The organism is Bradyrhizobium sp. JR4.1 (assembly GCF_040548605.1).
GTDB classification, from domain to species: Bacteria; Pseudomonadota; Alphaproteobacteria; order Rhizobiales; family Xanthobacteraceae; genus Bradyrhizobium; species Bradyrhizobium canariense.
This window is the reverse complement of the sequence record NZ_JBEPRY010000008.1, coordinates 82,805-107,034: the sequence shown is the minus strand read 5'-3', so window position 1 is coordinate 107,034 and position 24,230 is coordinate 82,805. Positions and strand designations below refer to the sequence as shown.

General features: G+C 64.7%; 22 protein-coding genes and 1 pseudogene. 17 read left to right on the top strand and 6 right to left on the bottom strand.

The genetic code is table 11. The features are described 5' to 3' along the window. The first annotated feature begins 45 nt into the window (after positions 1-45). The 14 genes from nuoL to ABIB90_RS18305 all read left to right on the top strand — a co-directional run bounded on the left by nuoL (position 46) and on the right by ABIB90_RS18305 (position 15,533). Positions 46-2,145, top strand: coding sequence for an NADH-quinone oxidoreductase subunit L (gene nuoL, locus ABIB90_RS18370; protein WP_007603560.1), 2,100 nt, complete (start codon positions 46-48; stop codon positions 2,143-2,145). Then, positions 2,146-3,654, top strand: a complete 1,509-nt coding sequence (locus ABIB90_RS18365; RefSeq protein ID WP_354164111.1) for an NADH-quinone oxidoreductase subunit M — start codon at positions 2,146-2,148, stop codon at positions 3,652-3,654. 22 nt (positions 3,655-3,676) lie between these two features. After that, positions 3,677-5,113 carry an NADH-quinone oxidoreductase subunit NuoN gene (nuoN, locus tag ABIB90_RS18360; RefSeq protein WP_007603562.1) on the top strand — a complete coding sequence of 479 codons (1,437 nt, stop codon included), beginning with the start codon at positions 3,677-3,679 and terminating at the stop codon, positions 5,111-5,113. A gap of 1 nt (position 5,114) precedes the next feature. Further along, a complete protein-coding gene (locus tag ABIB90_RS18355; protein WP_354164113.1) occupies positions 5,115-5,921 on the top strand; it encodes a biotin--[acetyl-CoA-carboxylase] ligase in 807 nt (268 codons plus the stop codon). Next, entirely contained in the window at positions 5,921-7,591 is a 1,671-nt protein-coding gene (locus ABIB90_RS18350; RefSeq protein ID WP_354164115.1) for a ribonuclease J, read from the top strand. Before ABIB90_RS18355 ends, ABIB90_RS18350 begins: the two co-directional genes overlap by 1 nt. A 12-nt stretch (positions 7,592-7,603) precedes the next feature. Continuing rightward, positions 7,604-8,008, top strand: coding sequence for a methylmalonyl-CoA epimerase (mce, locus tag ABIB90_RS18345; RefSeq protein WP_106944962.1), 405 nt, complete (start codon positions 7,604-7,606; stop codon positions 8,006-8,008). A gap of 9 nt (positions 8,009-8,017) precedes the next feature. Then, the gene (locus ABIB90_RS18340; RefSeq protein ID WP_354164118.1) at positions 8,018-8,293 is read left to right on the top strand and encodes a DUF1467 family protein; all 276 of its coding nucleotides are present in this window, start codon (positions 8,018-8,020) and stop codon (positions 8,291-8,293) included. 29 nt (positions 8,294-8,322) lie between these two features. Then, the gene (locus ABIB90_RS18335) at positions 8,323-8,670 is read left to right on the top strand and encodes a hypothetical protein (RefSeq protein WP_354164120.1); all 348 of its coding nucleotides are present in this window, start codon (positions 8,323-8,325) and stop codon (positions 8,668-8,670) included. 31 nt (positions 8,671-8,701) lie between these two features. Beyond that, positions 8,702-9,985: an S-methyl-5-thioribose kinase gene (mtnK, locus tag ABIB90_RS18330; protein ID WP_354164122.1), complete on the top strand. Its 1,284-nt coding sequence runs from the start codon at positions 8,702-8,704 to the stop codon at positions 9,983-9,985. Between the two features lie 134 nt (positions 9,986-10,119). After that, positions 10,120-11,709, top strand: a complete 1,590-nt coding sequence (locus ABIB90_RS18325) for an ABC transporter substrate-binding protein (protein WP_354164124.1) — start codon at positions 10,120-10,122, stop codon at positions 11,707-11,709. A gap of 60 nt (positions 11,710-11,769) precedes the next feature. Continuing rightward, positions 11,770-12,693 (top strand): ABC transporter permease, encoded by a 924-nt coding sequence (locus ABIB90_RS18320; protein ID WP_085384783.1) that lies wholly within the window; start codon positions 11,770-11,772, stop codon positions 12,691-12,693. After that, positions 12,690-13,511 (top strand): ABC transporter permease, encoded by an 822-nt coding sequence (locus ABIB90_RS18315; protein WP_007603580.1) that lies wholly within the window; start codon positions 12,690-12,692, stop codon positions 13,509-13,511. The genes ABIB90_RS18320 and ABIB90_RS18315 overlap by 4 nt, the downstream gene beginning before the upstream one ends. Continuing rightward, complete coding sequence (locus ABIB90_RS18310; RefSeq protein WP_354164127.1) at positions 13,508-14,488, top strand: ABC transporter ATP-binding protein; 981 nt, start codon at positions 13,508-13,510, stop codon at positions 14,486-14,488. The genes ABIB90_RS18315 and ABIB90_RS18310 overlap by 4 nt, the downstream gene beginning before the upstream one ends. Beyond that, entirely contained in the window at positions 14,481-15,533 is a 1,053-nt protein-coding gene (locus ABIB90_RS18305; protein ID WP_354164129.1) for an ABC transporter ATP-binding protein, read from the top strand. The genes ABIB90_RS18310 and ABIB90_RS18305 overlap by 8 nt, the downstream gene beginning before the upstream one ends. A 97-nt stretch (positions 15,534-15,630) precedes the next feature. On the opposite strand, the gene ABIB90_RS18300 is transcribed toward ABIB90_RS18305, so the two are convergent. From ABIB90_RS18300 to ABIB90_RS18290, 3 genes and pseudogenes are all read right to left on the bottom strand, one after another. Beyond that, positions 15,631-16,257 carry an alpha/beta hydrolase gene (locus ABIB90_RS18300; RefSeq protein WP_354164131.1) on the bottom strand — a complete coding sequence of 209 codons (627 nt, stop codon included), beginning with the start codon at positions 16,255-16,257 and terminating at the stop codon, positions 15,631-15,633. A gap of 2 nt (positions 16,258-16,259) precedes the next feature. Beyond that, positions 16,260-16,871 carry a hydrolase gene (locus ABIB90_RS18295; protein WP_354164133.1) on the bottom strand — a complete coding sequence of 204 codons (612 nt, stop codon included), beginning with the start codon at positions 16,869-16,871 and terminating at the stop codon, positions 16,260-16,262. A 472-nt stretch (positions 16,872-17,343) separates the two neighbouring features. Continuing rightward, a pseudogene (locus ABIB90_RS18290) lies at positions 17,344-18,282 on the bottom strand (alpha/beta fold hydrolase); the annotation flags it as partial. Between the two features lie 105 nt (positions 18,283-18,387). On the opposite strand from ABIB90_RS18290, the gene ABIB90_RS18285 reads away from it, so the two are divergent. Then, positions 18,388-19,347: a LysR family transcriptional regulator gene (locus tag ABIB90_RS18285; protein ID WP_354164137.1), complete on the top strand. Its 960-nt coding sequence runs from the start codon at positions 18,388-18,390 to the stop codon at positions 19,345-19,347. Between the two features lie 118 nt (positions 19,348-19,465). On the opposite strand, the gene ABIB90_RS18280 is transcribed toward ABIB90_RS18285, so the two are convergent. Next, entirely contained in the window at positions 19,466-20,089 is a 624-nt protein-coding gene (locus ABIB90_RS18280) for a LysR family transcriptional regulator (RefSeq protein ID WP_354164139.1), read from the bottom strand. A 128-nt stretch (positions 20,090-20,217) separates the two neighbouring features. On the opposite strand from ABIB90_RS18280, the gene ABIB90_RS18275 reads away from it, so the two are divergent. Beyond that, positions 20,218-20,610 (top strand): RidA family protein, encoded by a 393-nt coding sequence (locus ABIB90_RS18275; RefSeq protein ID WP_354164141.1) that lies wholly within the window; start codon positions 20,218-20,220, stop codon positions 20,608-20,610. A 42-nt stretch (positions 20,611-20,652) separates the two neighbouring features. Then, positions 20,653-21,345, top strand: a complete 693-nt coding sequence (locus ABIB90_RS18270) for an L-2-amino-thiazoline-4-carboxylic acid hydrolase (protein ID WP_354164143.1) — start codon at positions 20,653-20,655, stop codon at positions 21,343-21,345. Positions 21,346-21,684: 339 nt separating this feature from the next. On the opposite strand, the gene ABIB90_RS18265 is transcribed toward ABIB90_RS18270, so the two are convergent. Then, positions 21,685-22,713 (bottom strand): ABC transporter permease, encoded by a 1,029-nt coding sequence (locus ABIB90_RS18265; protein WP_354164145.1) that lies wholly within the window; start codon positions 22,711-22,713, stop codon positions 21,685-21,687. A gap of 12 nt (positions 22,714-22,725) precedes the next feature. After that, a complete protein-coding gene (locus ABIB90_RS18260; protein ID WP_007603595.1) occupies positions 22,726-24,228 on the bottom strand; it encodes a sugar ABC transporter ATP-binding protein in 1,503 nt (500 codons plus the stop codon). Positions 24,229-24,230: the final 2 nt, after the last annotated feature.

The window sequence follows — 24,230 nt, the reverse complement described above, 5'->3', positions numbered from 1 at the left end:
AGTGGATACCGGTTTTCCGACCAGATCATGCGGAAAGATTAAATCATGGTCCAGGCAATCGTCTTCCTGCCTCTGCTGGGCGCCATTCTGGCCGGCTTGATCGCGCTTTTCGGCGCGCATGCCCGCAACCCCTCGGGCGACACGGTGGAGCATCACGATGATCACGGCCATGGCGCACACGCCCATGCGTCCGACACGATCAATGAGGATGCGTCGGTCATCCACGAGACACATCACGAGCCCGGCGACGGCCACGACGACCACCACGTCTCCGAGCCGCCCGCGGCGGGCTCGCGCGGCGCCGAGCTGATCACCACGGCATTGCTGTTCGTGTCGGCGGCGCTGTCCTGGATGACGCTGGTCGATGTCGGCTTCATGCACCATGACATGCGCATTCCGCTGCTGCCGTGGATCCTCTCCGGCGATCTCCAGGTCTACTGGACGCTGCGGGTCGACACGCTCACCGCCGTGATGCTGGTGGTGGTGACCACCGTGTCCTCGCTCGTGCACCTCTATTCCATCGGCTACATGGACGAGGACCCGAACCGGCCGCGCTTCTTCGGCTATCTCTCGCTGTTCACCTTCGCCATGCTGATGCTGGTGACCGCGGACAATCTCGTGCAGCTGTTCTTCGGCTGGGAAGGCGTGGGTCTGGCGAGCTACCTCTTGATCGGTTTCTGGTACCAGAAGCCGTCGGCGAACGCTGCCGCCATCAAGGCCTTCGTGGTCAACCGCGTCGGCGACTTTGGTTTTGCGCTCGGCATTTTCGCGATCTTCCTGCTGGCCGGCTCGACCGATTTCGAGACCATCTTCCATGCTGCGCCCGGCCTGACCGGCAAGACCATCGACTTCCTCGGCTGGCACGCCGACGCACTGACCCTGACCTGCCTGCTGCTGTTCATGGGCGCGATGGGCAAATCGGCGCAGTTCCTGCTGCACACCTGGTTGCCGGACGCGATGGAAGGCCCGACCCCGGTGTCGGCGCTGATCCACGCCGCGACCATGGTCACCGCCGGCGTCTTCATGGTGGCGCGCCTGTCGCCGCTATTCGAGCTCGCGCCGAACGCGCAGGCCGTCGTGATGTTCTTCGGCGCCACCACGGCGTTCTTCGCGGCGACCATCGGCCTCGTCCAGAACGACATCAAGCGCATCGTCGCTTACTCGACCTGTTCGCAGCTCGGTTACATGTTCGTGGCGATGGGAGCAGGGGCCTATTCGGTCGGCATGTTCCATTTGTTCACGCACGCCTTCTTCAAGGCGCTGTTGTTCTTGGGCTCCGGCTCGGTGATTTACGCGATGCACCACGAGCAGGACATCCGCAACATGGGCGGCCTGTGGCGCAAGATCCCCTACACTTACGCGGTGATGGTGGTCGGCACACTCGCGCTCACCGGCTTCCCGCTGACCGCCGGCTATTTCTCCAAGGACGCGATCATCGAGTCCGCCTACGCCTCGCATAATCCATTCGCGATGTACGGCTTCCTGATGACGGTCATCGCGGCCGGCCTGACCTCGTTCTACTCGTGGCGCCTGATCTTCAAGACCTTCCACGGCGAGCCGCATGACGAGCATCACTACGAGGCTGCGCATGAAGCGCCGATCTGGATGCTGATTCCGATCGGTGTGCTCGCGGTCGGCTCCATCCTGGCCGGCTTCCCGTTCAAGGAGCTGTTCGCCGGTCACGGCATCGAGGAGTTCTTCCGCGAATCCGTGAAGATGAACCCGCACATCATCGAGGAGATGCACCACATCCCCGAGACCATCGCCTTCCTGCCGACGGTGATGATGGTGCTGGGCTTCCTGGTGTCGTACCTGTTCTACATCCGCCGGCCCTATCTGCCGGTCGAGCTCGCGAACACGCAGCCGATGCTGTACAAGTTCCTGCTCAACAAATGGTACTTCGACGAGCTCTACGACATCATCTTCGTCCGTCCGGCGAAGTGGATTGGCTACCAGCTCTGGAAGAAGGGCGACGGCTTCATCATCGACGGGCTCGGTCCCGACGGCGTCTCGGCCCGGGTGCTGGATGTCACCCGCAATGTCGTGAAGATCCAGACCGGTTATCTCTACCACTACGCGTTCGCCATGCTGATCGGTGCCGCCGGCCTGATCACCTGGTTCATGTTCGGCTTTGGAGGCCAGTAAATGACGACCTGGCCAATTCTATCCGTCACGACGTTCCTGCCGCTGGTCGGCGCGCTGATCGTCTATCTCAGCCGCGGCGATGACGAGGCGGCGCGGCGCAACTCGCGCTGGATCGCGCTGTGGACCACGCTGATCACCTTCGCGGTGTCGGTGATCCTGGTCATGCGGTTCGATGCGTCGAACGCCGACTTCCAGTTCGTCGAGAAGGCGAACTGGCTCGCCACCGGCATCACCTACCACATGGGCGTGGACGGCATCTCGCTGCCGCTGGTGATCCTGACCACCGCCATCATGCCGTTCTGCATCATCGCGAGCTGGAAGGCGATCACCAACCGCGTCCGCGAATACATGATGGCGTTCCTGATCCTGGAAACGCTGATGGTCGGCACCTTCTCGGCGCTCGATCTCGTGCTGTTCTACCTGTTCTTCGAAGGCGGCCTGATCCCGATGTTCCTGATCATCGGCGTCTGGGGCGGTCCGCGCCGGGTCTATGCGTCCTTCAAGTTCTTCCTCTACACGCTGCTCGGCTCGGTCCTGATGCTGCTCGCCATCATGGCGCTGTACTGGAACGGCGGCACCACCGATATCCCGACCCTGATGCACACCGCCGTGCCGCGCTCGCTGCAGACCTGGGCGTGGCTTGCTTTCTTCGCCTCGTTCGCGGTGAAGATGCCGATGTGGCCGGTGCACACCTGGCTCCCCGACGCCCACGTCGAGGCGCCGACCGCAGGCTCGGTGGTCCTGGCGGCGATTATGCTGAAGATGGGCGGCTACGGCTTCCTGCGTTTCTCGCTGCCGATGTTCCCACTGGCCTCGCATGACTTCGCGCCATTGATGTTCACCCTCTCGGCCATTGCCATCATCTACACCTCGCTGGTGGCGCTGATGCAGGAGGACATGAAGAAGCTGATTGCGTACTCCTCGGTGGCGCATATGGGCTTCGTCACCATGGGTATCTTTGCCGGCACCATGCAGGGCGTCGCCGGCGGCGTGTTCCAGATGATCTCGCACGGCATCGTCTCCGGCGCGCTGTTCCTCTGCGTCGGCATCGTCTACGACCGCATGCACACCCGCGACATCGCGGCCTATGGCGGCCTCGTCAACCGGATGCCGCTCTACGCGCTGACCTTCATGGTCTTCACCATGGCCAATGTCGGTCTGCCCGGCACCTCCGGCTTCGTCGGCGAATTCATGACGCTGCTCGGTACCTTCAAGGTCTCGATCCCGACCGCGTTCTTCGCCACCTTCGGCGTGATCCTGTCGGCCTGCTACGCGCTGTGGCTCTACCGCAAGGTGGTGTTCGGGGCGCTGGTCAAGCCGTCGCTGATGAGCATGAAGGATCTCACCTTCCGGGAGGGCCTGACGCTGTTCCCGCTGATCGCGCTGACGATCCTGTTCGGCATCTATCCGAAGCCGGTGCTCGACATGTCGGCGGCCTCGGTCCAGCAACTCGTCAACAATTACAACACCGCTGTGACGGCCGTGAAGGCCGCCGCACTGCTCCAGTGAGCGGGCAGGTCAGGATATCGCCATGAGCTTTGAGACTGCAGGTTATCAACTGGCGCCGGTGCTGCCCGAGCTCGTGCTCGCGGTCGGAGCCATGGCACTCCTGATGCTCGGCGCTTATCGCGGGCAGGAGACCACCAAGACGGTCACGACGCTTGCGGTGCTGCTCCTGATCGTGGTCGGCGTGCTCGAATACATGCTGCCCGCGGGCAAGCACGTGACCTTCGGCGGTAGCTTCATCGTCGATGATTTTGCCCGCTTCATGAAAATCCTGGCTCTGATCGGCTCGGCCGTGACGCTGGTGCTGTCGACCGAGTTCCTGTCGGATCCGTCGCGCCGCATCTTCGAATACGCGATCCTGGTGCTGCTCTCGACGCTCGGCATGATGGTGCTGATCTCGGCCGGCGATCTGATCTCGCTCTATCTCGGCCTCGAATTGATGTCGCTGGCGCTCTACGTCGTCGCGGCCTCCAACCGCGACAATGCCAAGTCGACCGAAGCCGGCCTGAAGTACTTCGTGCTCGGCGCGCTGTCGTCGGGCATGCTGCTCTACGGCTCCTCGCTGATCTATGGCTTCACCGGCACGGTCGCCTTCACAGGCATCGCCGCGGCCGCGACGATCTCGAATGTCGGCCTGGTGTTCGGTCTCGTGTTCCTGCTGGCCGGCCTCTGCTTCAAGGTCTCGGCCGTGCCGTTCCACATGTGGACGCCTGACGTTTACGAGGGCGCACCGACGCCCGTGACAGCCTTCTTCGCCTCGGCTCCGAAAGTGGCCGCGCTCGCGGTCTTCACCCGCGTTACGCTGACCGCATTCCCGGGCATCGTCTCGCAGTGGCAGCAGATCCTGGTGTTCGTGTCGATCGCCTCGATGGCGCTGGGCTCGTTCGCCGCAATCGGCCAGAGCAACATCAAGCGCCTGATGGCCTATTCCTCGATCGGCCATATGGGCTTTGCCCTGGTCGGCCTCGCCGCAGGCACGGTCGAGGGCGCGCAGGGCGTGCTGATGTACATCGTGATCTATGTCGCGATGACGCTGGGGTCCTTCGCCATCATCCTGGCAATGAAGCGCAACGGTCAGCCGGTCGAGCAGATCAGCGACTTCGCAGGTCTCTCGCGGACCAATCCGCTGCTCGCCTTCATGTTCGCGATGCTGCTGTTCTCGCTCGCCGGCATCCCGCCGCTGGCCGGCTTCTTTGCCAAATGGTACGTCTTCGTCGCCGCCATCAAGGCGAATTTGTTCACGCTCGCCGTTATCGGCGTGCTGACCAGCGTGGTCGGCGCCTACTACTATCTCAGCATCGTCAAGACGATGTATTTCGACGAGCCGGCCGGGCAGGTCGATCCGGTGCGCGTCGAAGTCAAGACGGTGCTGGCGGTTGCGGGTCTGTTCAACATCCTCTTCGCCCTGTTCGCGGGCCCGGTGGTGAGCGTCGCCTCCGCCGCGGCCAAGTCGCTGTTCTAGGATGGCATTCGCGCTCGGTCCTCGTGCGGCGTCGGCGGGCTACAAGCTCGCAGCTTTCGAACGGACCGGCTCGACCAATACCGAGGCGATCGAGCACGCGAGGGGCGGCGAACGCGGCCCGATGTGGTTCGTGACGTCGGAGCAGACCGCCGGCCGTGGCCGCCGCCAACGCGCCTGGATCGCACCGAAGGGTAACCTCGCAGCCAGCGTCCTCGAAGTGCTGGACGTCGCCCCTTCTGTCGCCGCGACGATCGGCTTTGCGGCCGGGCTGGCCGAGGAGGCCGCCCTGGAGAAGGTCAGCCTGGAGGCTGCACTGCGTCTCGGCGAGGGCCGTCCCCGCTACACCCTGAAATGGCCGAACGACGTGCTGGCCAGCGGCAAGAAGCTGGTCGGCATCGGCCTGGAGGCCGAAGCCATCGGCGACCGCCTTGCCATCGTCGTCGGCATCGGCACCAACGTCGTCGCCGCGCCCGAGGGCACGCCGACGCCGGCGGTGTCACTGGCCGCGCTCGGCGTCCAGATCAGCGCGGAGGACTTGTTCTCGGCGCTCTCGGACGCCTGGGTGGAATTCCGCGGTATCTGGGACAATGGTCGCGGCTTTGCCGAAATTCGCAAATTGTGGCTGGAGCGCGCCGCCGGCCTCGGCGAGCGGGTCGCGATCCACACGGGAGTGATGACGCTGGAAGGCATTTTTGACACGATCGACGACACCGGCTGCCTGATCGTCCGCACTGCGGAGGGCCGGCGCGTGCCGGTGGCCGCGGGCGAGGTGTTCTTCGGCACGGCCGCCTCCGTGGGAGCTGCGTGATGGCGAAGCCTGAAGAACTGGTATTTGCACCGCTCGGCGGGGTCGGCGAGATCGGCATGAATTTGTCGATCTACGGCCTCGGCAACCGCCAGCAGCGCGCTTGGCTCGCGATCGATCTCGGCGTCTCCTTCGGCGACGAGGAGCATCTGCCGGGCATCGACCTGATCATGCCCGACGTCAGCTTCCTGGAGAAGGAACGCAAGAACCTGATGGGCCTGGTGCTGACCCACGCCCATGAGGACCATTTCGGCGCCATCATCGACCTCTGGCCGAAGCTGAAATGCCCGATCTACGCGACGCAGTTCAGCGCCGCGCTGTTCGAGGCCAAGTGCGCCGCCGAGCGCAATGCGCCGAAGATCCCGGTGACGGTGGTGCCATCGGGTGGACGCGTCGATATCGGTCCGTTCAACGTCGAGTTCATCCCGGTCGCACATTCGATTCCGGAGTCGCATGCGTTGGCGATTCACACCGAAGTCGGCACGGTGCTGCACACCGGCGACTGGAAGATCGATCCGACCCCGATCATCGGCCGCCCGACCGACGAAAAGCGGCTGCGGGAGCTCGGCGATGCGGGCCTGCTCGCCCTGATCGGCGATTCCACCAACGCCGTGCGCGACGGCCGCTCGCCCTCGGAAGCCGAGGTTGCCAGATCGATCACCGAGCTCGTCAAGGCCGCCAAGGGCCGCGTCGCGGTCACGACCTTTGCCTCCAATGTCGCGCGCCTCAAGGCCGTTGCCATCGCTGCGAAGGCCGCCGACCGTGAGGTCGTCGTGGTCGGCCGCGCCATGGAACGCGTGGTGCAGGTCGCGCGCGAGACCGGCTATCTCGATGGCGTGCAGAGTTTCCGCTCCGCCGAGGTCTATGGTCATCTGCCGCAGGACAAGGTGCTGGCGCTCTGCACCGGCAGCCAGGGCGAGCCGCGAGCCGCGCTGGCGCGCATCGCCAATGACGACCATCCCGAGATCACGCTCAACCGCGGCGACAGCGTGATCTTCTCCTCGCGCACCATTCCCGGCAACGAGAAGGCGGTCGGCGCGATCATCAATGGCCTGGTCTTGCAGGGCGTGGAGGTCATCACCGACCGCGACCAGCTGGTCCATGTCTCCGGTCATCCCCGCCGCGACGAATTGCGCGACATGATCGCATGGACCCGGCCGCAGCTCCTGATCCCGGTCCACGGCGAGGCCCTGCACCTCAACGAGCACGCCAAGCTCGCGCGTGCCGCCGGCGTGCCGCGCGTGCTGGTCTGCCGCAACGGCGATCTCGTGAAGCTCGGCCCCGGTGATCCCGGCATCATTGGGCAAGTGCCTGCGGGCCGTCTCTACAAGGACGGCACGATTCTGGAGGATTCCAAGTCCCGTGCGGTGGTCGAGCGGCGCCGCATGGCGTTCTCCGGCTGCGCCTTCGTCGCCATCGCCATGACGCAGCAAGGCGAACTCGTCGACGATCCCGAGGTCGATCTGATCGGCATCCCCGAGAAGAACAAAGCGGGCGAGCCCTTCGACGACATCGTCTTCGACGCCGTGGTCTCCACCATCGAAGGTCTGCCGAAGGCGCGCCGTCGCGACGCGGATGCGCTGGCTGAGTCGGTGCGCCGCGCTGTCCGCTCCGTGATCAACGAACATTGGGGCAAAAAGCCCCCCTGTCTGGTACACGTCCTGACAGTGTAACGGGAGAGAAACATGCTGGGCCGGCTCAATCATGTCGCGATCGCGACCAAGGACGCCGTCAAGGCCGCCAGGATCTATGGCGCCGCATTCGGGGCCCAGATTTCGGAGGCCGTCGCGCTGCCCGAGCATGGCGTCACCACCGTGTTCGCGACGCTGCCCAACACCAAGATCGAGTTCATCGAGCCGCTCGGCGAGGCCTCGCCGATCGCAAAGTTCCTCGACCGCAACGCCGACGGCGGCATCCACCACGTCTGTTACGAGGTGGTCGACATCATCGCCTCGCGCGACACGCTGGTGAAGGAGGGCGCAAGGGTGCTCGGCGACGGCGTGCCGAAGATCGGCGCCCATGGCAAGCCGGTGCTGTTCCTGCACCCGAAGGACTTTTCCGGCGCGCTGGTCGAAATCGAGCAGGCATAGGCCGAAGCCATGGCCATCCAGATCTCAACGGGAATCGCGATCTACTTCGTCATCTGGTGGATCGCGCTGTTCCTGACGCTGCCGTTCGGCGTGCGCAGCCAGCACGAGGACGGCGTCGGAGTGCCGGGCAGCGACCCCGGCGCACCGATCCTGACGCGGATGAGGAGCAAGCTGATCTGGACCACCATCATCTCGGCGATCATCTACGGGATCGCCATGGTTGCTTATCACGCCGGCTATCTCTCGATCGAACGCCTGTCGAAATTGATGGGCATGCCGTTTTAAGATTTCCTGTTGTATTTGTTGAGGGACGAATGACTTTTCAGAGGATCGTCGTCGCGCTTCTGGTGCTGATCGTCGCGGGCTTCGGTGCCATCGGCTATTTCGAGTGGAAGATGGCCGTGCAGGTGCGCACCCTGAAGGCGTTCGTCGAGGGCTACGTCTTCAACGAGGCCGTGATCGCCTGCGAGCAGGCCAAGAGCTCGACGCCGTTCAAATGGAACGGCGGCAAGAGCACCGCGGTGATCGGCCTGAACTCGGTCAAGACAGACAAATACACCGTCAGCGCCAGCTACACGCTGGTGGCGGACGGCGTCTATTGTGATTACGATCCGATCAAAAGAAAGGCCGAGATCGGCTCGAGCTTCCTGGAGCGGGAGTAACGATCCGGCCCCTAGATGGGATGGGATCGTCATGACCGGAGACGGGGCAGGGGATTATCGGATTCTGCATGAGGCTGACTTGCGGGATTATCTCGCAGGCGTTCCGGACCTCGCAGGGACCCTCGGTGGCGAGCCGGCCTCCTGGTCGATCACCGAAGTCGGCGACGGCAATCTCAATCTCGTCTTCATCGTCAAGGGCGGCCGCGGCGGCGTCGCCGTCAAGCAGGCGCTGCCCTATGTCCGCCTCGTCGGCGAAAGCTGGCCACTGCCGCTGTCCCGGGCTCATTACGAATATCTCGCTTTGTCGCGGCAGGCCGAGCTCGCGCCCGGCCTCGTGCCGGCGCTGCTGCATCACAACGAGGCCTTGGCGCTGACAGTGATGGAGCTGCTCGAGCCCCACATCATCATGCGCAAGGGGATGGTTGCGGGGACTCAGTACCCGCGCTTTGTCGATGACATCACCACCTTCATGGCGCGGACCTTGTTCTTCACCTCCGACCTTGCGCTGTCGGCGGCCGAGAAGAAGCAAGGCATCGCCGCCTTCGCCGGCAACCATGCACTGTGCAAGATCACCGAGGATCTGATCTTCACCGATCCCTACCGCGTCGCCGAGCAGAACCGCTGGACCTCGCCCTATCTCGATGCGCTCGCCGCAGAGCTGCGCGACGACATGGATCTGCATGTCGCGATCTCCCGGCTGAAGCTGAAGTTCATGGCGAGCCCCGAGGCGCTGCTCCACGGCGACCTTCACACCGGCTCGATCATGGTCACGGACGGCGAGACGCGGGTGATCGACCCGGAATTCGCATTCTACGGCCCGATGGGTTTCGATGTCGGTGCCGTGCTGGCGAACCTCCTGATGGCCTATTTTGCCTCCGCCGGTCACGAACGCGTGCCGGGCGAGCGGCGTGCGTTCGAGGCCTGGGTGCTGGAGACGGTCGAGCAGGTCTGGACCGAGTTCGCGCGCAAGTTCCTCGAGCTCTGGCGCGCCGGCGCCGCAGGCGATGCCTATCCCGCCTCACTCTTCGCCGGCGAGACAGGCGCGGCGCGGCTGGAGGCCGAGCGGCAGGCCTACATGCAGCGGCTGTTCGCAGACACGGTCGGCTTCGCCGCGGCAAAAACCATCCGCCGTATCTTCGGTCTCGCCCACAATATCGACTTCGAGCTGATCGTGGATCCGCGCCGGCGCGCAATCAGCGAAGCACGCGCCGTGCGGCTGGCAAGGACGATGATGCTGGAGGCGGGGACGTTTCCGACCATCGCGGATGTCACCGCCGCAGCGCGACAATCGCGCGACTGGCAGCCGGAGTTCTAGCGGGGCTTCCTCGCAAATCGGCGGGGCCCGCGCGCGACGCTCGCATACGTCAACCCCTTCAAGGCGCTTGCGCTCGACGTGCCGCGGATGATCAACTCTCGGACCAGAGCACGGCTTGCGTTGTCGGAGGGACCATGATGTTCAGGATAGTGGCGATCGTCGCTGGTTTGGGGCTGGCACTGGCGGCTTCGGCGGAGGCCCAGACGCCGCGCAAGGGCGGAACCATCCGCATGACCGCGCCTTATGGCTCGAGTTTCACCAGCCTGGACATTCTTACCACGCAGCGCGCCCAGGACGAGATCTACGCCAAGGCGTTGCACCGGTCGCTCTACATCTGGAATTCCGCGGAAGGCAAGCCGGTTCTGGAGCTCGCCAAGGAAGATGTGATCTCGGGCGGCGGTCTCGTTCACACCTTCAAGCTGCGCGACGACGCCTATTTCCACAACGGCCGCAAGATGACGGCCGACGACGTCATCTGGACCTACAACCGCATCATGGATGGCACCAAGGCCTATCCCGGCGCGCGCTATGTCCGCGTGATCGAGGGCGCGGCGGCGGTCGAGAAGGGGCAGGCCAAGGAGATCTCCGGCCTGAAGAAGATCGACGACTTCACCATCGAGATGAAGCTGACCGAGAAAGTCGATCCGGGCTTCTACTTCTGGAACGCGATCACGTCGATCTATCCCGCCGACGAAGCCGCCAAGGAGAGTTTTCTCCAGAAGCCGATCGGTCTCGGGCCCTTCAAATTCGTCGAGCACGTGCCGGGATCGCGCATCGTCCTGGAGCGGTGGGACCGGTTCTACAAGCCCGGCAAGCCCTACGCTGACAAGATCATCGTGTCGGTCATGGGCGAGGCCGCGGCACGCGATGTCGCCTTCCGCAACAAGGAGATCGACACCTCGGTGCTGGGACCGGCGCAATATGTCGCCTACCAGAACGACGCCGACCTCAAGGGCACCGTGGTCGAGGTCGCCGAGGTCTTCACCCGTTACATGGGGATGAATCCCGCGTTCAAGCCGTTCGCCGACAAGCGGGTCCGGCAAGCGATCAACTACGCGATCGACACAGATCTGATCATCAACAAGCTGGTCAAGGGCAAGGCCTACCGCGCCACCAGCTGGCTGCCGCTGACCTCTCCGCTCTACGACAAGGCCATGAAGCCCTACGCCTTCGATCCCGCCAAGGCCAAGCAGCTGCTCGCCGACGCCGGCTATCCCTCGGGCTTCGAATTCGAATGGACTACCAGCCAGAACGAGAGCTGGGGCCTGCCGATCGTCTCGGCCGTGATCCCGATGCTGGACAGGGTGGGCATCAAGGCCAAGGTCAAGCAGGTCGAGACCGCGGTGCTGGCGGAGGTGGTTCGCAGCGGCGACTACCAGGCCTTCATCTACTCGCAGGCGACCGGACCAGATCCCCAGGCCGCCCTCAAATGCTTCCACTCGGCGACGCCGCAATCAGCCTGCAACTACATGAACTTCAAGAATCCCGAGTTCGACAAGCTGATCGACGAGGCCGGACAGTCCGATGACGCTGCAAAGCGTACCCAGCTGCTGCAAAAGGCCAACGCGCTCCTCTACGAGGAGGCGCCGGTCTGGTTCTTCAACTACAACAAGGCGGTCATGGCGGTGCAGCCGTGGCTCAAGGGAATTCAGCTGAACGCGACGGAACTCACCCATCAGAACGTCGAAGACCTCTGGGTCGACGAGACCTCGCCCGCGAAGTGACACGCGCTCTCGGGCTCCCTCCGTCGCCATGAACGGCGGAGGGAGAGAGGAAAACTGCCGATGCTCTCCTTCCTGTTCCGCCGCCTGCTGCAGACCATTCCGACCGTGCTCGCCGTGGTGGCCCTGGTGTTCGTGCTGTTCAGCGTCGTTCCGGGCAGCATCGTCTCGTCCATGAGTGACGATGCCGATCCGCAGGTCGAGCTGCGCATGAAGAAGCAGCTCGGGCTCGACGATCCCGTCTATGTCCGCTTCGGCGCCTACATCGCCAAGCTTGCGACCGGCGATTTCGGAACCTCGTTCCGGACGCGCGAGCCTGTGACGTTCATGATCGCCAAACGGATATGGCCGACGCTCCAGCTCATCTTCACCGCCATGGCGTTTTCCGTCGTGATCGGTGTTCCCCTGGGCTTCATCGCCGCGCTGAAGCCGGGGGGCATCGTCGACACGCTGGCCATGGTCGTGGCGGTATCAGGACTTTCGATCGCCAAATTCTGGCTCGGACTGGTGCTGATGTACTTGTTTGCGTTGAAGCTCGGCTGGCTGCCGAGTTTCGGCTATGGCGATGGCGGACTGAAATATCTGATCCTTCCGGCCGTGACGCTCGGCGTCTCGCCGATGGCGCTGTTCGCCCGGACCACACGCGCCGCGGTCCTCGAGATCATGACCGCGGATTTCGTCCGCACCGCGCGCTCCAAGGGCATGAGCGAGACAAGGGTCGTGAAGTGGCATGTGATGCGCAACGCGCTCGTCATCATTCTCACCACCGTCGGCCTGCAGTTCGGCGCGCTGATGGGGCAGGCGGTCGTGGTCGAGAAACTGTATTCCTGGCCGGGCATCGGCTCGCTGCTGGTCGACAGTGTCCTGCAGCGCGACATTCCGGCCGTCCAGGGCTCCATTCTTGTCGTGGTGCTGTCCTTTCTCGCCATCAATCTGCTGATCGACGTGCTCTACGGCGTGATCGATCCCAGGATCAGATACGCATGAAGCTCCGCGCCAATCTCATCATCGGTGGGGCGCTGTTCGCGCTTGCGATCCTGGTCGGCCTGCTCGCGCCCTGGCTGGCGCATACCGATCCTGTCCTGGACGCCAATCTGCTCAACGCGGAAGAGCCTCCGAGCTGGACCTGGTGGTTCGGCACCGACGACCAGGGCCGCGACATCTATTCCCGCGTCGTCTATGGCGCGCGCGTCTCGCTGACGGTCGGCATCGTCTCGCAGCTCATCAACAGCGTCATCGGCGTCGCGCTGGGCCTGAGCGCCGGCTATTGGGGCGGCTGGTGGGACGATGTCGTCAACGGCCTGACCAATCTCATGCTCGCGATTCCCTCGCTGATCTTCGCGCTGGCCATCATGGCGGTGCTGGGGCCCGGGCTGACCAGCCTGCTGATCGCACTCGGCTTGACCAACTGGTCCTTCACGTGCCGGATCGCGCGGGCCTCGGCGCTGTCGCTGAGGAGCCAGGGCTATGTGCAGGCCGCGACCGTGCTCGGCTACGGCGATCTGCGCATCATGATCACCCAGCTGCTGCCGAACATGCTGGGGCCGATCGTCGTCATCGGCACGCTCGGCATGGGCAGCGCGGTCTTGTCGGAAGCCGCGTTGTCGTTCCTCGGCCTCGGCGTGCGCCCGCCGTTTCCGAGCTGGGGCAGCATGTTGTCGGATGCCCGCGATCAGATCACGACGGCGCCGTGGCTCTCGGTGTTTCCGGGGCTTGCGATCTTCCTGACGGTGCTCGGCCTCAATCTGCTCGGCGACGGCCTGCGCGACATTCTCGATCCTCAATCGCGGAGCCGGCGCACATGACCGGCACGCCGCTGATCGAAGTCGAGGATTTGCGTATCGATCTCGACGATGGGTCGCGGCGCGTTGCGGCGGCCGAGGGCATTTCGTTCCGCATCGATCGCGGCGAGACCTTCGGCCTGGTCGGCGAATCCGGCTGCGGCAAGAGCATCACGGCGCTTGCCTTGATCGGCCTGTTGCGGCAGCCGCTGTCGATCGGCGGCGGCGTCATCCGGTTTGAGGGGCGGGAGATCCAGCACCTTTCAGCCGCTCGGCAACGGGATCTGCGCGGCAATCGCATCGCCATGATCTTCCAGGAGCCGATGACCGCGCTGAACCCGGTCTCGCCGGTGGGCCGGCAGATCGCCGAGATGTTCGTGCTGCACAAGGGCAAGAGCTGGCGGGAAGCCGACAGACTGGCGATCGAGGCGCTGGCGAGCGTGCGCGTTCCCGCGCCGGAGCGGCGCGTGAAGGACTATCCGCATCAGCTGTCCGGCGGCATGCGCCAGCGCGTGATGATCGCCATCGCGCTCGCCTGCGGTCCGGATCTCCTGATCGCCGACGAGCCGACGACGGCACTCGACGTCACCGTGCAGGCAGAGATCATCGAGCTGATGCGGAATTTGTGCGCCGAGCGGGGAACCGCCATCCTGATGATCAGCCACGATCTCGGGCTGGTCGCCAATGTCTGTCGCCGCGTGGCCGTGATGTATGCCGGCCGCATCGTCGAGGAGCGCGGCTCCGCCGATATTTTCCGGGCACCCTCGCACCCCTATACGCGAGGCCTGGTTGCCTCGCTGCCGCGGCTCGGCAGTCGCGCTGCGCTTGGCCGCAGCCGGCTGACGGAGATCGCGGGGGTGGTCCCGGCCATCACGAATTTCCCCGACGGCTGCCGGTTCAATCCGCGTTGCGCGCAGGCGACCGATATTTGCCGGACCACCGCGCCGGGCGCGGATTTGCTGGAGGCCGGCGGTCTGGTCAGGTGTCATCACCATGCATGAGCCGCAAGACGGGTTGGGTGAGACACGGCCGGACGACGATGTCATTCTCAGCGTTCGGGATCTCGCGGTCCATTTTCCGCTCGGCGGCGGCCTGCTGGGGCGCGGCCGTCGGCTGCTCCGTGCCGTCGACGGCGTCGACCTCACCCTGAAGCGCGGCGAATGCCTCGGCCTCGTCGGCGAGTCCGGCTCCGGCAAGTCGACGGTCGCATTGTCGATCCTTGGCCTCTTGACGCCGACGCGCGGCCGCATCGTGCTGGACGGACAGGTCGTGACGAACAGGCCATCCGGCGATCGCAAGGCGCTGGCCCGCATCGTGCAGATCGTGTTTCAGGATCCCTACGCCTCGCTCAATCCACGCCAGACCGTTCGCCGCACGCTGGAAGATCCCCTGCGTGTGCATGGCGTCACGGCCAAGAGCGAGATCGAGGACCGCGTCGCGAAGATGCTGCGGCATGTGGGGCTGCGGCCGGAGCAGGCCGACCGCTACCCGCATGAATTCTCGGGCGGTCAGCGCCAGCGCATCGGCATTGCGCGTGCGCTGATCCTCAATCCCAAAATCGTCATCTGCGACGAACCGGTCTCGGCGCTCGACGTCTCGATCCGCGCCCAGATCATCAATCTGCTGCTGGAATTGAAGGAGACCCTCGGTCTCTCCTACATCATGATCAGCCACGATCTCGGCGTGGTCGAACACATGAGCGACAGGGTCGCCGTAATGTATCTCGGCCGCATCGTCGAGAACGGCCACTGGCGCGAGATCTTCGAGCGGCCCGCGCACCCGTATACCCAGGCCCTGATCGCCGCCATCCCCGATCCCTTGCGCCACGCGCCGCTGGCGACGACAGGCGGCGACCTTCCCAACCCGCTCAATCCGCCGAACGGATGCGCGTTCAGTCCGCGATGTCGGTATGCGGAGGCGGCGTGTCGCCGCGAGCCCGGGCCGGGGCTGGAGACGCGTGCTGACGGACATGCGGTGCGATGCTGGCGAGCGGATGAGATTGCGAGGCAGGCGGCGTTGGTGTCGATCGAGGGCGAACATTTTTAGGAAGGAGTGCGGCGACCGAAGCGGAAAAGTTGGTGAGCCATCCGCTGCGTGGCCAGAAGCAGCAGTTGAGCTGCCCTCAAACACGAGCGACTGAACGCTATGGAAGGCACAGAAAGCGTCTCACGAATGTCAGCGCCGTCTGCGCCACCTCCCGCCAGCCGCTGTTTATGGGCAGCGAGCGGTCGCGTCGCGGAAGTTGGACGAACTCGGTAACAGGGTGCTTATTGCGCTTCTGCCGTTCGTAGGCGGCGCGGGTGACCGATGGCGGCACGGTGTGGTCGCGCTCGCCGGAGATCGTCAGCAGCGGTCCACGCCCGGCGGCCTCGACGTCGACGGGAGCCTCGGTCCAGACGGGCAGCTCCAGCATCCCGCGAAACGGAGCCGGTTCGATCGCCACCGTCGCAGCCGAAAGCCCGCGCCCGGCCAGGGTCTGCGCGATCAGCCCGCCAAACGAATGGCCGATCAGCGCCGGGCGGCGGTCCAGCGCCCCGGCGATGCGGGCGAAATGCGCCGCCACCTCGCCGATGGTTTCCGGTGCCGCGGCGCCGCCCAGCTCCGCCGGCCATCCGGGCGCCAACGGAGCATAGCCGGCGGCCTCGAACATTTCGGCCCATCGGTCCCACGAGCTGGGCTTCGACCACAGGCCATGGATGAAGATGACCGGCGGCTTCTGCGATGCGTTGGTCCGCTCGATCATCGCAGCGTCGACGGTCTCCATGATCATGATCAGTGGCCTTCGACCGCGAACAGGATCTCCGAAAAGCCGGTCACTGTTGCCGCGCGGTTCCAGTCCCGCTGCAGTTCGCAGATCAGCTGCACCCAGCTGGTGGGCTGGGCACCGGCTTGGACCAGGCGCAGCAGGCCGGCGTCGTGCGCCTCGCGGGAGGTGCCACCCACCGCGTCGATCACCGGATAGACTTCGAAACCCTCCTGTAGCGCGTCCAGCGCCGGCTGCACGAGGCATACCTCGGTCCAGAGCGCCGTCATGATCAGCTTCTTGCGGCCCGTGTTGCGGACTGCGGCGACGAAGTCCGCGTCCTCCCACGCGTTGATCGAGGTCCGGTCGATTGGCACGACATCCGGAAAAACATCCGATATCTGGTGGATGGTGGGTTGGTTGCGACCGGTGGCGACATTCACGGTAGCGATCACCGTCGGCAGGGCGAATAGCTTCGCGGTCCTGGCCACCGCGGTGATGTTGGCGACGAGGGTCCGCTTGGGCATCGATTGGATCGAGCTGACCTGAACCGGTTGGTAGTCGATGATCACCAAAGCCGCATTATGCGGGGTCAAAAGCTGGTCGGTCTTGGGATCGCGGATGGTGGGGAAGGACGTCATCGGAATTTCCTTTGGATTTGAAGTGCTCTGGAGCAGGTCAGTGGGATGCGGGCGGGGGGACGAAAGCCGTGTCGCTGGGGCCGATCCCGGTCAGACGGACGACCGCACCCTCGGCCCGTGTGAAGGCGAAGTGCGCAACGCCGCCGGGCTCGGTGTAGAGGCCGCCTGCCGTCAATGGCTTGACCGGCGCGTCGGAAACCTTGCTGCCGTAACCGAAGTACCAGGTGCCGGAGATCACCGTGGCGAAGCGGTCGTCGCGGTGGGTGTGCGATGCGATCGCGGTGTTCGGCGGCACGTGAATTTCGAGCACATACGGGCCGGCCTTGGCGGGGTCGCCCGAGAGCAGCACGGTACGGATAGCAGCAACTCCGGAGGTGCCGACGCCTGCGCCGGACTGCGGAATTGCCTGCGTCTGCTCCAGCGTCAGAGCGGTCTGACCCAGGTGCCCGTTCTCCGCGGCGACGGGCCGTTCGTTGAGGAAGGCCTCGATCGCGGCCGACGTAGCCGCGGGTTGCTCCTCCATCAGCCAGTGCCCGGAGCCTCCGATGACCCGCTCCTGCACGTCGACCGCGCCGGCCTGCATCACCGCCGCCATTGCCGGGCCGAAGGATGCACCGCCCCCGATCGCGAGAACCGGCATGAGCAGCTTGCCGTGCGCCGAGAGCCAGGCGCGGTTGTCGATCGCGTCCTGATCGAAGGCGGCGAACTGGCGGAAGCCGGCGTGCATGCGCCCCGGCGCGGCGTAAAGCTGCGCGTAGTGGGCTCGGGACGCCTCCGGGAAATTGGCCGGATTGGCCGAGAACTCGTTCCAGAACCGGTCGAGATAGATCCGCTCGCGGCCGGCCACCAGGCGCTCCATATCCGGCCCGCCGAACCGGAAGTGCCACAGCAACGGGTTCTTCAGGATTTCTTCCCACGGCCCGACGCCCGGCACCGGCGCATCCATCAGCACCAGGTTCGTCACTCGCCCGGCGTGCCGTGAGGCCAGAGCGAACGCGACCATGTTGCCGATGTCGTGCGCCACGATGTCAGCGCGCGGCGCTTGCAGCGTGTTCATCACGCCGACGATGTCTTCCGCCTGATTGACCTTCTCGAAACCGGCCTCGGCGCGGGCGGAAAGGCCCATGCCCCGCAGATCGGGCACGATCACCGTGTGATTGCGAGCAAGGTTCGTCGCGAGCGGCGCCCACATGTCTCCGGTCTCGCCATAGCCATGCAGCAGCACGACCGTCGGTCCAGACCCGCCGACCCGGACGTGGAGGGTCGTGCCATTGGTCGCGACCTCTTCGGTGTGGAAGGTATTCGGGAAATCCGTGGGCCCGTCGGCCGCTGACGCGGCGGCGGTGCCGGCCAGGATGGCGAGCGCGGCTCCGGTGAGGGCAAACCGGCGAAGCTGGTCGGGGACGTTCATGGGCGATCTCCTGTGTTGGCCTTTTTCGTAGACGCAAAGCTAGACGAGGAAGATCGTTGGGATTAGCTACTACCAAGGCCAAGCATTTTTGACTGGAGCGCAAAGGTGGCAGCAGATACCGCGGACCGTGCCCGGGAACTGGAAGTGTTCTGCGCGGTCATCGACGGCGGCAGCTTCTCGGCTGCGGGCCGCGCGTTTGGACTGACGCCGTCGGCCGTGAGCCGCACTCTGGACCGGGTCGAGCAGCGGCTCGGCGTACGCTTGCTGTTGCGGACGACGCGCGCGTTGACGCCGACCGCGGAAGGCCGCGCCTATCTCAGCGCGGCCCGCCGCATTCTCGCCGATCTCGACGAAGCCGAGCAGGCGATCTCCGACCAGGGTTCGCCGCGCGGCCGCATCCGGGTCAGCGCTGCGGTCTCCCACGGGCGTCTTTGCATCGTGCCTCTGCTTGGCGAGTTCGTGCGCCGCTATCCGAACATCGTGGTCGACATCAATCTTGGCGACGGGATCGTTGACGTCGCTGCGGGGCAGGCGGATGTGGCGGTTCGCGGCGGTCCGCTGACTGACAGCGCGCTCACGGCGCGGCGCCTCAGCGAGAACGGCCGAACCATCGTCGCCTCGCCGGACTACCTGGCGCGCTGGGGCGTGCCCGAAACGCCGGAAGACCTCTACAACCACAATTGCCTGAATTTCAGTTTTCGCCGGGCCGAGCCGGTTTGGCCGTTCCGCCGGAACGGAGTCGACTTCGCCCTGAAGGTGCGAGGCGCCATCGAGGCGAACAGTGGCGAGACACTGGGCCAGCTGGCGCTCGACGGCGTCGGCATCGCCCGTGTCGGCAATTTCAGTCTCGGGGACGCGATCGCGGAGGGGCGCCTGGTCCCGCTTCTCGAACCGTTCAATCCTGGTGACAAGGAGATCTTCCACGCCGTCTTCGTCGGCGGGCCGAACATGCCTGCTCGCGTCCGAGTATTCGTGGACTATCTTGTGGAGTGCATGGGCGGCAGTCGTGTTGAGGGAAAATCTGGTTGGCACGCGAGGCGTGGAACGGAATCGGCTTCGACCTGACGCGACGGAGGCGGTCGACGGTTTCGGCTCTCCAGAACCTATGATGTCTGGTGCTATCGATATCCGCCAACGACATGTGAAATGGCGTCGCGGCGAGGCTATCGATTGTCGGTTGAGCCTATCGTCTGACGCCGACCAGACGAGGGCGGGGATTTGCGAGCGCCTTCCCGACGGGCAGGGCACGCAGCCACGCGCGAAAACTGACGACCTCCGGGCAGTCCGCGGTGCCTTCAGGCGCAACGAGCCAATCACCCAGACCCGATCCCTCATCGACCCGGTCGCAGCGATAGCCCGGATGGTGGCCGAGGCCGCGAGCGATCAGCAGGTCGACCTTGCCTTCGACCAATTCGTGCAGGCCGGCCGGATGCAGCACCCGTAAGCCGATCTCCGCATGCGTGCTGCGAAACGCCGCGAGATCGAGGCGGCGGAGGTCGAAGCTGCCATGGATGCCCAATTGCAGCAGCACCGCACCTGCCGGCCTCAATTGTGAGGTCGCATCCGCAATGTGGCGAAAGCCTTCGGAGACCCCGGGCAGATAGGCCTGACCGGCGACGGTGAGGATGAGCTGCTTGTGCAGCCGCTCGAACAGCTGCACGCCGAGGCGCGCCTCCAGCGCCTTCACCTGCTGCCCCACGGCGGCGGGCGTCACGTGTAGCTCGTGCGCGGCCAGCTTGAAGCTGAGATGCCGGGCGGCGGCTTCGAACGCGCGGAGCGCGTTGAGTGGGGGAAGGATGTAGGTCATCGGTCTCCATTTTGACACTGATGGGCTGTGGCCTTGCAATAGATTTTCTTGCGCTGAGCCGCAGCGATGATGCTTTGCGAAGCGGTGACGGCGCCGGATACGGTCGACCTGCAATCCGGAGAAATCCTATGTCCCCAGCTCACATCGTCAGCCACAATCCCGCAACGGTCCAGGCTCCCGCCGGCGGCTACTGCATGGGACTTGAACTGACGCAGCATCGCCGCCTGTTGTTCATCAGCGGCCAGGTGCCCCAGAGATCCGACGGCACCGTCCCTGACGGTTTTGAGGCGCAGTGCGAGCAGGCCTGGCGCAATTTGATCGAGGTGCTCGCCGCCGCGGGCCTTGGCGTCGCGCATCTGGTCAAGGTCACCACGTTCCTGACCGACCGCGCTCAACTCGTGACCAACCGCTCCATTCGTCGCGCGATGCTGGGCGAACACCAGCCCGCGTTGACGGTCGTGATTGTCGAGACCGTCGACAGCAAATGGCTGCTGGAGATCGAGGCGATCGCCGCCGAGTGAAACCGGCCGACTTTGCAATGAGCCAATCATATCAGGTGTCCCATGGCTGAGATCATCCACCCCTTCTACGAGGCGCATCGCGGTGCAATGGAGGCCGCCATGCGCGAGCGGCTCGACCTGGCCGAAGCGATGTTGCGCGAGCGCGCGCAGCTTTCGGAGATCGACGGCATCAGGCGGGAGGTGATGGACGAATTCGAAATCGTGCTCACCCAGATGCCCTATGTCGGCGGCGCGGCGAGCCGCATGAGCGATTTCTTCATGCGTCTGATGGGCTTCACGGCGATCAGCCGGGTGCTGCGGCGCCACGGCGTGCCGGTGCCTGTGATCGGCGAAATCGAGCGGGAAACCTACAAGGCGCAATTGCTGACTGTGTCGGAATCGGAACGTCTCGCTTCGGGGCGTCAGTTCATGTCGCCGGAGAACCAGGCCCTGCTTCGCGAGCAGGCGGCAAGAAGCGCGACTGAAAGCCATCAGGCCGAGTTCCCGGAAGATTTCGTCTACGATTTCGTCGAGCCGGATACGGGTGACAGTTTTGAGTTCGGCATCAACTATAAGGCTTGCGGATTCTGCAAGCTCGCGGCGCGCCATGGCGACAAGGACATCCTGCCGAATATTTGCGGGCTCGATTTCGTCGCCTACGCAGCGCGAGGCATCCGCCTGGAGAGGACACAGACGCTCGCGGGCGGTGCGAGCCACTGCAATTTCCGGTTCTCGCGGCTTGGGTCGGATGAGTAGGCCGAGAGCTAGGCCGCGGTCTCATGCTCCGCGATCGAAGGTGAGGCTGGATTGCCCCTGCGGTCACGTCGTCATTGCGAGCGCAGCGAAGCAATCCAGAATCTTTCCGCGGCGGCAGTCTGGATTGCTTCGCTGCGCTCGCAATGACGGAGGTTGGGGCGCTGTCCGGAGCCGACCTGCGCACACCGCCACGATGACATCATGCTCCTGTTTTGCCCGACGAGTCAAACGCCGCCACGGTCGCTGCTACACAATTTCGGGTTTTTGTAAGTCGTTGAAGTCCCTCACAGTCTCTACTGTGCATGGGGTTGTTTTCGCGCTTTTGGTTTTGAGGGGCGGCTACTCCACCGCCTTTTCCCTCAGCCGCTGCGCATAGACATTGATCACCAGCGCTGCCAGCAGGATCAGGCCACGGATCAGGATCTTCAGGAAGCTGTCGATGTTGACGTGGTCGAGGCCGTTGTTGAGAACACCGAGAACGAACAGACCGACGATGGTGTTGCCGATGCCGCCGCGGCCGCCGAACAGGCTGGTGCCGCCGACGACCACGGCGGCGATGGAGTCGAGCAGATAGGTGTCGAACTCGTTCTGCTGCGCGCTGCCGAAATGAGCGACGCCGAGCATGCCGCCGATCCCGGAGCACACCGCCGAAATGACCATCACCGCGCCGAGGATGAGCTTGACGTTGAGGCCGGAATATTCGGCCGCCTCGCGGTTGCCGCCGACCATGTAGACGTAGCGGCCGAAGCGCGTGTAGGTCAGCACCAGATGGCCGCCAAGCAGCATGATCGCGGCGACGATGACGATCCATGGGATGCCGCCGATCGAGCCGGAGCCGAGCGTGGTAATCACGCCGGGCACCTTGTAGGCGATCTGGCCGCGCACCAGCAGCGCCGAGATGCCGGCCGCGATCTGCATCATCGCCAGCGTCATGATGAAGGAGGGAATGCCGATCACGGTCAGTCCCAGCGCATTGACGAGGCCGAGAGCTGCGCAGAGCAAAATGGCCAGCAGGATTGCCGCGGCGCCGGGCAGGGGAATGTTGGGAATGTTGACGTAGGATTCCTGGAGCGTGAAGTAGGCGACCGCGATGCCCGTGACGTTGGCGATGCTGGCGATCGAGAGGTCGATCTCGGCGCAGAGGATCACGAAGGTGAGGCCGACGGCGATGATTCCCGTGACCGACACCTGCGTCAGGATGTTGCCGAGATTGTCCAGCGTCGCGAAGGAGGGGCTGGCCAGTGCAAAGAAGCCGGACAGAAAAATCAGCGTCAGGAACGGGGCGATGTTGCGCATCTGCGAGCGCAGGAACGGCGCAAACCCGCGCGCCCGCTGCCCCGCCGCCAAAGCCGTGTCACTGCTCGCCATGATGCTTCTCCGTCATGCCGCTTCCAGCAGGCGGTCCTTGCTGACCGGCTCGTTCGTGAACTCCCGCACCAATGCGCCGCGCTTGAGCACGAGGATGCGGTCAGCCAGCGACAGCACCGTTTCCGGCTCGGTCGACAGCACGATGATCGCAAGCCCTTTGGCGCGGAGATCGCGGACGATGTTGATGACGTCGTTCTTGGCGCCGACATCCATGCCGCGGGTGGGCTCGCACAGCACCAGGAGTTTGGGCGGATAGGTCAGCCATTTCGCCAGCGCGACTTTCTGCTGATTGCCGCCGGAGAGCATGCCGAGATCGAGGCCGACCACCGGCGGTCTGATCTGGAGCTGCTCGACCTGGCGCTTTGCGATGTCGCGCTCCTGCGCCGGCTTCAGCAGCAACGCCGAGATGCGATCGAGGATGCTGATCGAGATGTTCTTGTAGACCGGCTCCTGGTGAAACAGCATCGCCCGCCGGCTCTCCGGCACCAGCGCCACGCCGGCGCGCCGCGCCGCTGCCGTGCTCGCGAAAGTCTTGGGCTTGCCCTCGACCGCGAGCGTGCCGCCGTCCGGCTTCAGCTTGCCGAACAGGATGCGGGATAATTCCTGCTGGCCACAGCCCATGAAGCCGTAGATGCCGAGCACTTCGCCGGCGCGCGCCTCGAAGGAGATGTCCTTCAGGCTGCGGGCCAGCGACAATTGGTTGACCTTCAGGACCACCGAGCTGTCGCTCGGCTGCGGCAGCATCAGATCGTCGCTGTAGCTGTGCTCGAGCGCTTCGCCGCCGCGACCGATCATGGCCTCGATCAGCGCGCCCTTGCTGGTCGCCGCACTTGCGGTCTCCGCGACCTTCCGCCCGTTGCGGAACACAGTCACCGTGTCGGACACGCGCAAGATGTCCTCGATGAAATGCGAGATGAAGACGATCGCCGTGCCTTCCTCGCGCAGGCGCCGCAGCGTCGCGAACAGTCGCTCGACCTCGGGTGGGGAGAGGGCGGAGGTCGGCTCGTCCAGGATGACGATGCGTGCGCCGGAGAACAGCACGCGGGCGATCTCGATCAGCTGCTGGAGCCCGATCGGTAAGTCACCCAGCCTGCTCATCGGATCGACATCGATGCCGAAGCGGGCGAGCTGCTCGCCGGCCTCGCGCGCCATCCGCCGCCATTGCACCAGGCCGAGCCGGTTGGTCGGCTGGTTGCCCAGAAACACGTTCTCCGCGACCGTGAGGTCGGGCGCGACCGACAGCTCCTGGTGCACCATGGCGATGCCGGCGCTGTGCGCGTCGCGGGCCGAGCGGAAATGCGTCTCCTGTCCGTCGATCAGGAAGCGGCCGGAGAATTCTGTGTGCACGCCGGCGATGATCTTCATCAGCGTGCTTTTTCCCGCGCCGTTCTCGCCGACGAGACCGTGGATCTCGCCGGGTGAGAGCGCGAAGTCAACACCACGAAGCGCCTCGACGCCGCCGAAGCTCTTCGTGATGCCCTGCAGTTCCAGGATGGGCGAACGATCCTCTCGCATGG

Bases quoted from the DNA above. Each gene is read 5' to 3' on its own strand.
- nuoL (WP_007603560.1), top strand. From the start codon at position 46: ATGGTCCAGGCAATCGTCTTCCTGCCTCTGCTGGGCGCCATTCTGGCC.
- ABIB90_RS18365 (WP_354164111.1), top strand. From the start codon at position 2,146: ATGACGACCTGGCCAATTCTATCCGTCACGACGTTCCTGCCGCTGGTC.
- nuoN (WP_007603562.1), top strand. From the start codon at position 3,677: ATGAGCTTTGAGACTGCAGGTTATCAACTGGCGCCGGTGCTGCCCGAG.
- ABIB90_RS18355 (WP_354164113.1), top strand. From the start codon at position 5,115: ATGGCATTCGCGCTCGGTCCTCGTGCGGCGTCGGCGGGCTACAAGCTC.
- ABIB90_RS18350 (WP_354164115.1), top strand. From the start codon at position 5,921: ATGGCGAAGCCTGAAGAACTGGTATTTGCACCGCTCGGCGGGGTCGGC.
- mce (WP_106944962.1), top strand. From the start codon at position 7,604: ATGCTGGGCCGGCTCAATCATGTCGCGATCGCGACCAAGGACGCCGTC.
- ABIB90_RS18340 (WP_354164118.1), top strand. From the start codon at position 8,018: ATGGCCATCCAGATCTCAACGGGAATCGCGATCTACTTCGTCATCTGG.
- ABIB90_RS18335 (WP_354164120.1), top strand. From the start codon at position 8,323: ATGACTTTTCAGAGGATCGTCGTCGCGCTTCTGGTGCTGATCGTCGCG.
- mtnK (WP_354164122.1), top strand. From the start codon at position 8,702: ATGACCGGAGACGGGGCAGGGGATTATCGGATTCTGCATGAGGCTGAC.
- ABIB90_RS18325 (WP_354164124.1), top strand. From the start codon at position 10,120: ATGATGTTCAGGATAGTGGCGATCGTCGCTGGTTTGGGGCTGGCACTG.
- ABIB90_RS18320 (WP_085384783.1), top strand. From the start codon at position 11,770: ATGCTCTCCTTCCTGTTCCGCCGCCTGCTGCAGACCATTCCGACCGTG.
- ABIB90_RS18315 (WP_007603580.1), top strand. From the start codon at position 12,690: ATGAAGCTCCGCGCCAATCTCATCATCGGTGGGGCGCTGTTCGCGCTT.
- ABIB90_RS18310 (WP_354164127.1), top strand. From the start codon at position 13,508: ATGACCGGCACGCCGCTGATCGAAGTCGAGGATTTGCGTATCGATCTC.
- ABIB90_RS18305 (WP_354164129.1), top strand. From the start codon at position 14,481: ATGCATGAGCCGCAAGACGGGTTGGGTGAGACACGGCCGGACGACGAT.
- ABIB90_RS18300 (WP_354164131.1), bottom strand. From the start codon at position 16,257: ATGATCATGGAGACCGTCGACGCTGCGATGATCGAGCGGACCAACGCA.
- ABIB90_RS18295 (WP_354164133.1), bottom strand. From the start codon at position 16,871: ATGACGTCCTTCCCCACCATCCGCGATCCCAAGACCGACCAGCTTTTG.
- ABIB90_RS18280 (WP_354164139.1), bottom strand. From the start codon at position 20,089: ATGACCTACATCCTTCCCCCACTCAACGCGCTCCGCGCGTTCGAAGCC.
- ABIB90_RS18275 (WP_354164141.1), top strand. From the start codon at position 20,218: ATGTCCCCAGCTCACATCGTCAGCCACAATCCCGCAACGGTCCAGGCT.
- ABIB90_RS18270 (WP_354164143.1), top strand. From the start codon at position 20,653: ATGGCTGAGATCATCCACCCCTTCTACGAGGCGCATCGCGGTGCAATG.
- ABIB90_RS18265 (WP_354164145.1), bottom strand. From the start codon at position 22,713: ATGGCGAGCAGTGACACGGCTTTGGCGGCGGGGCAGCGGGCGCGCGGG.
- ABIB90_RS18260 (WP_007603595.1), bottom strand. From the start codon at position 24,228: ATGCGAGAGGATCGTTCGCCCATCCTGGAACTGCAGGGCATCACGAAG.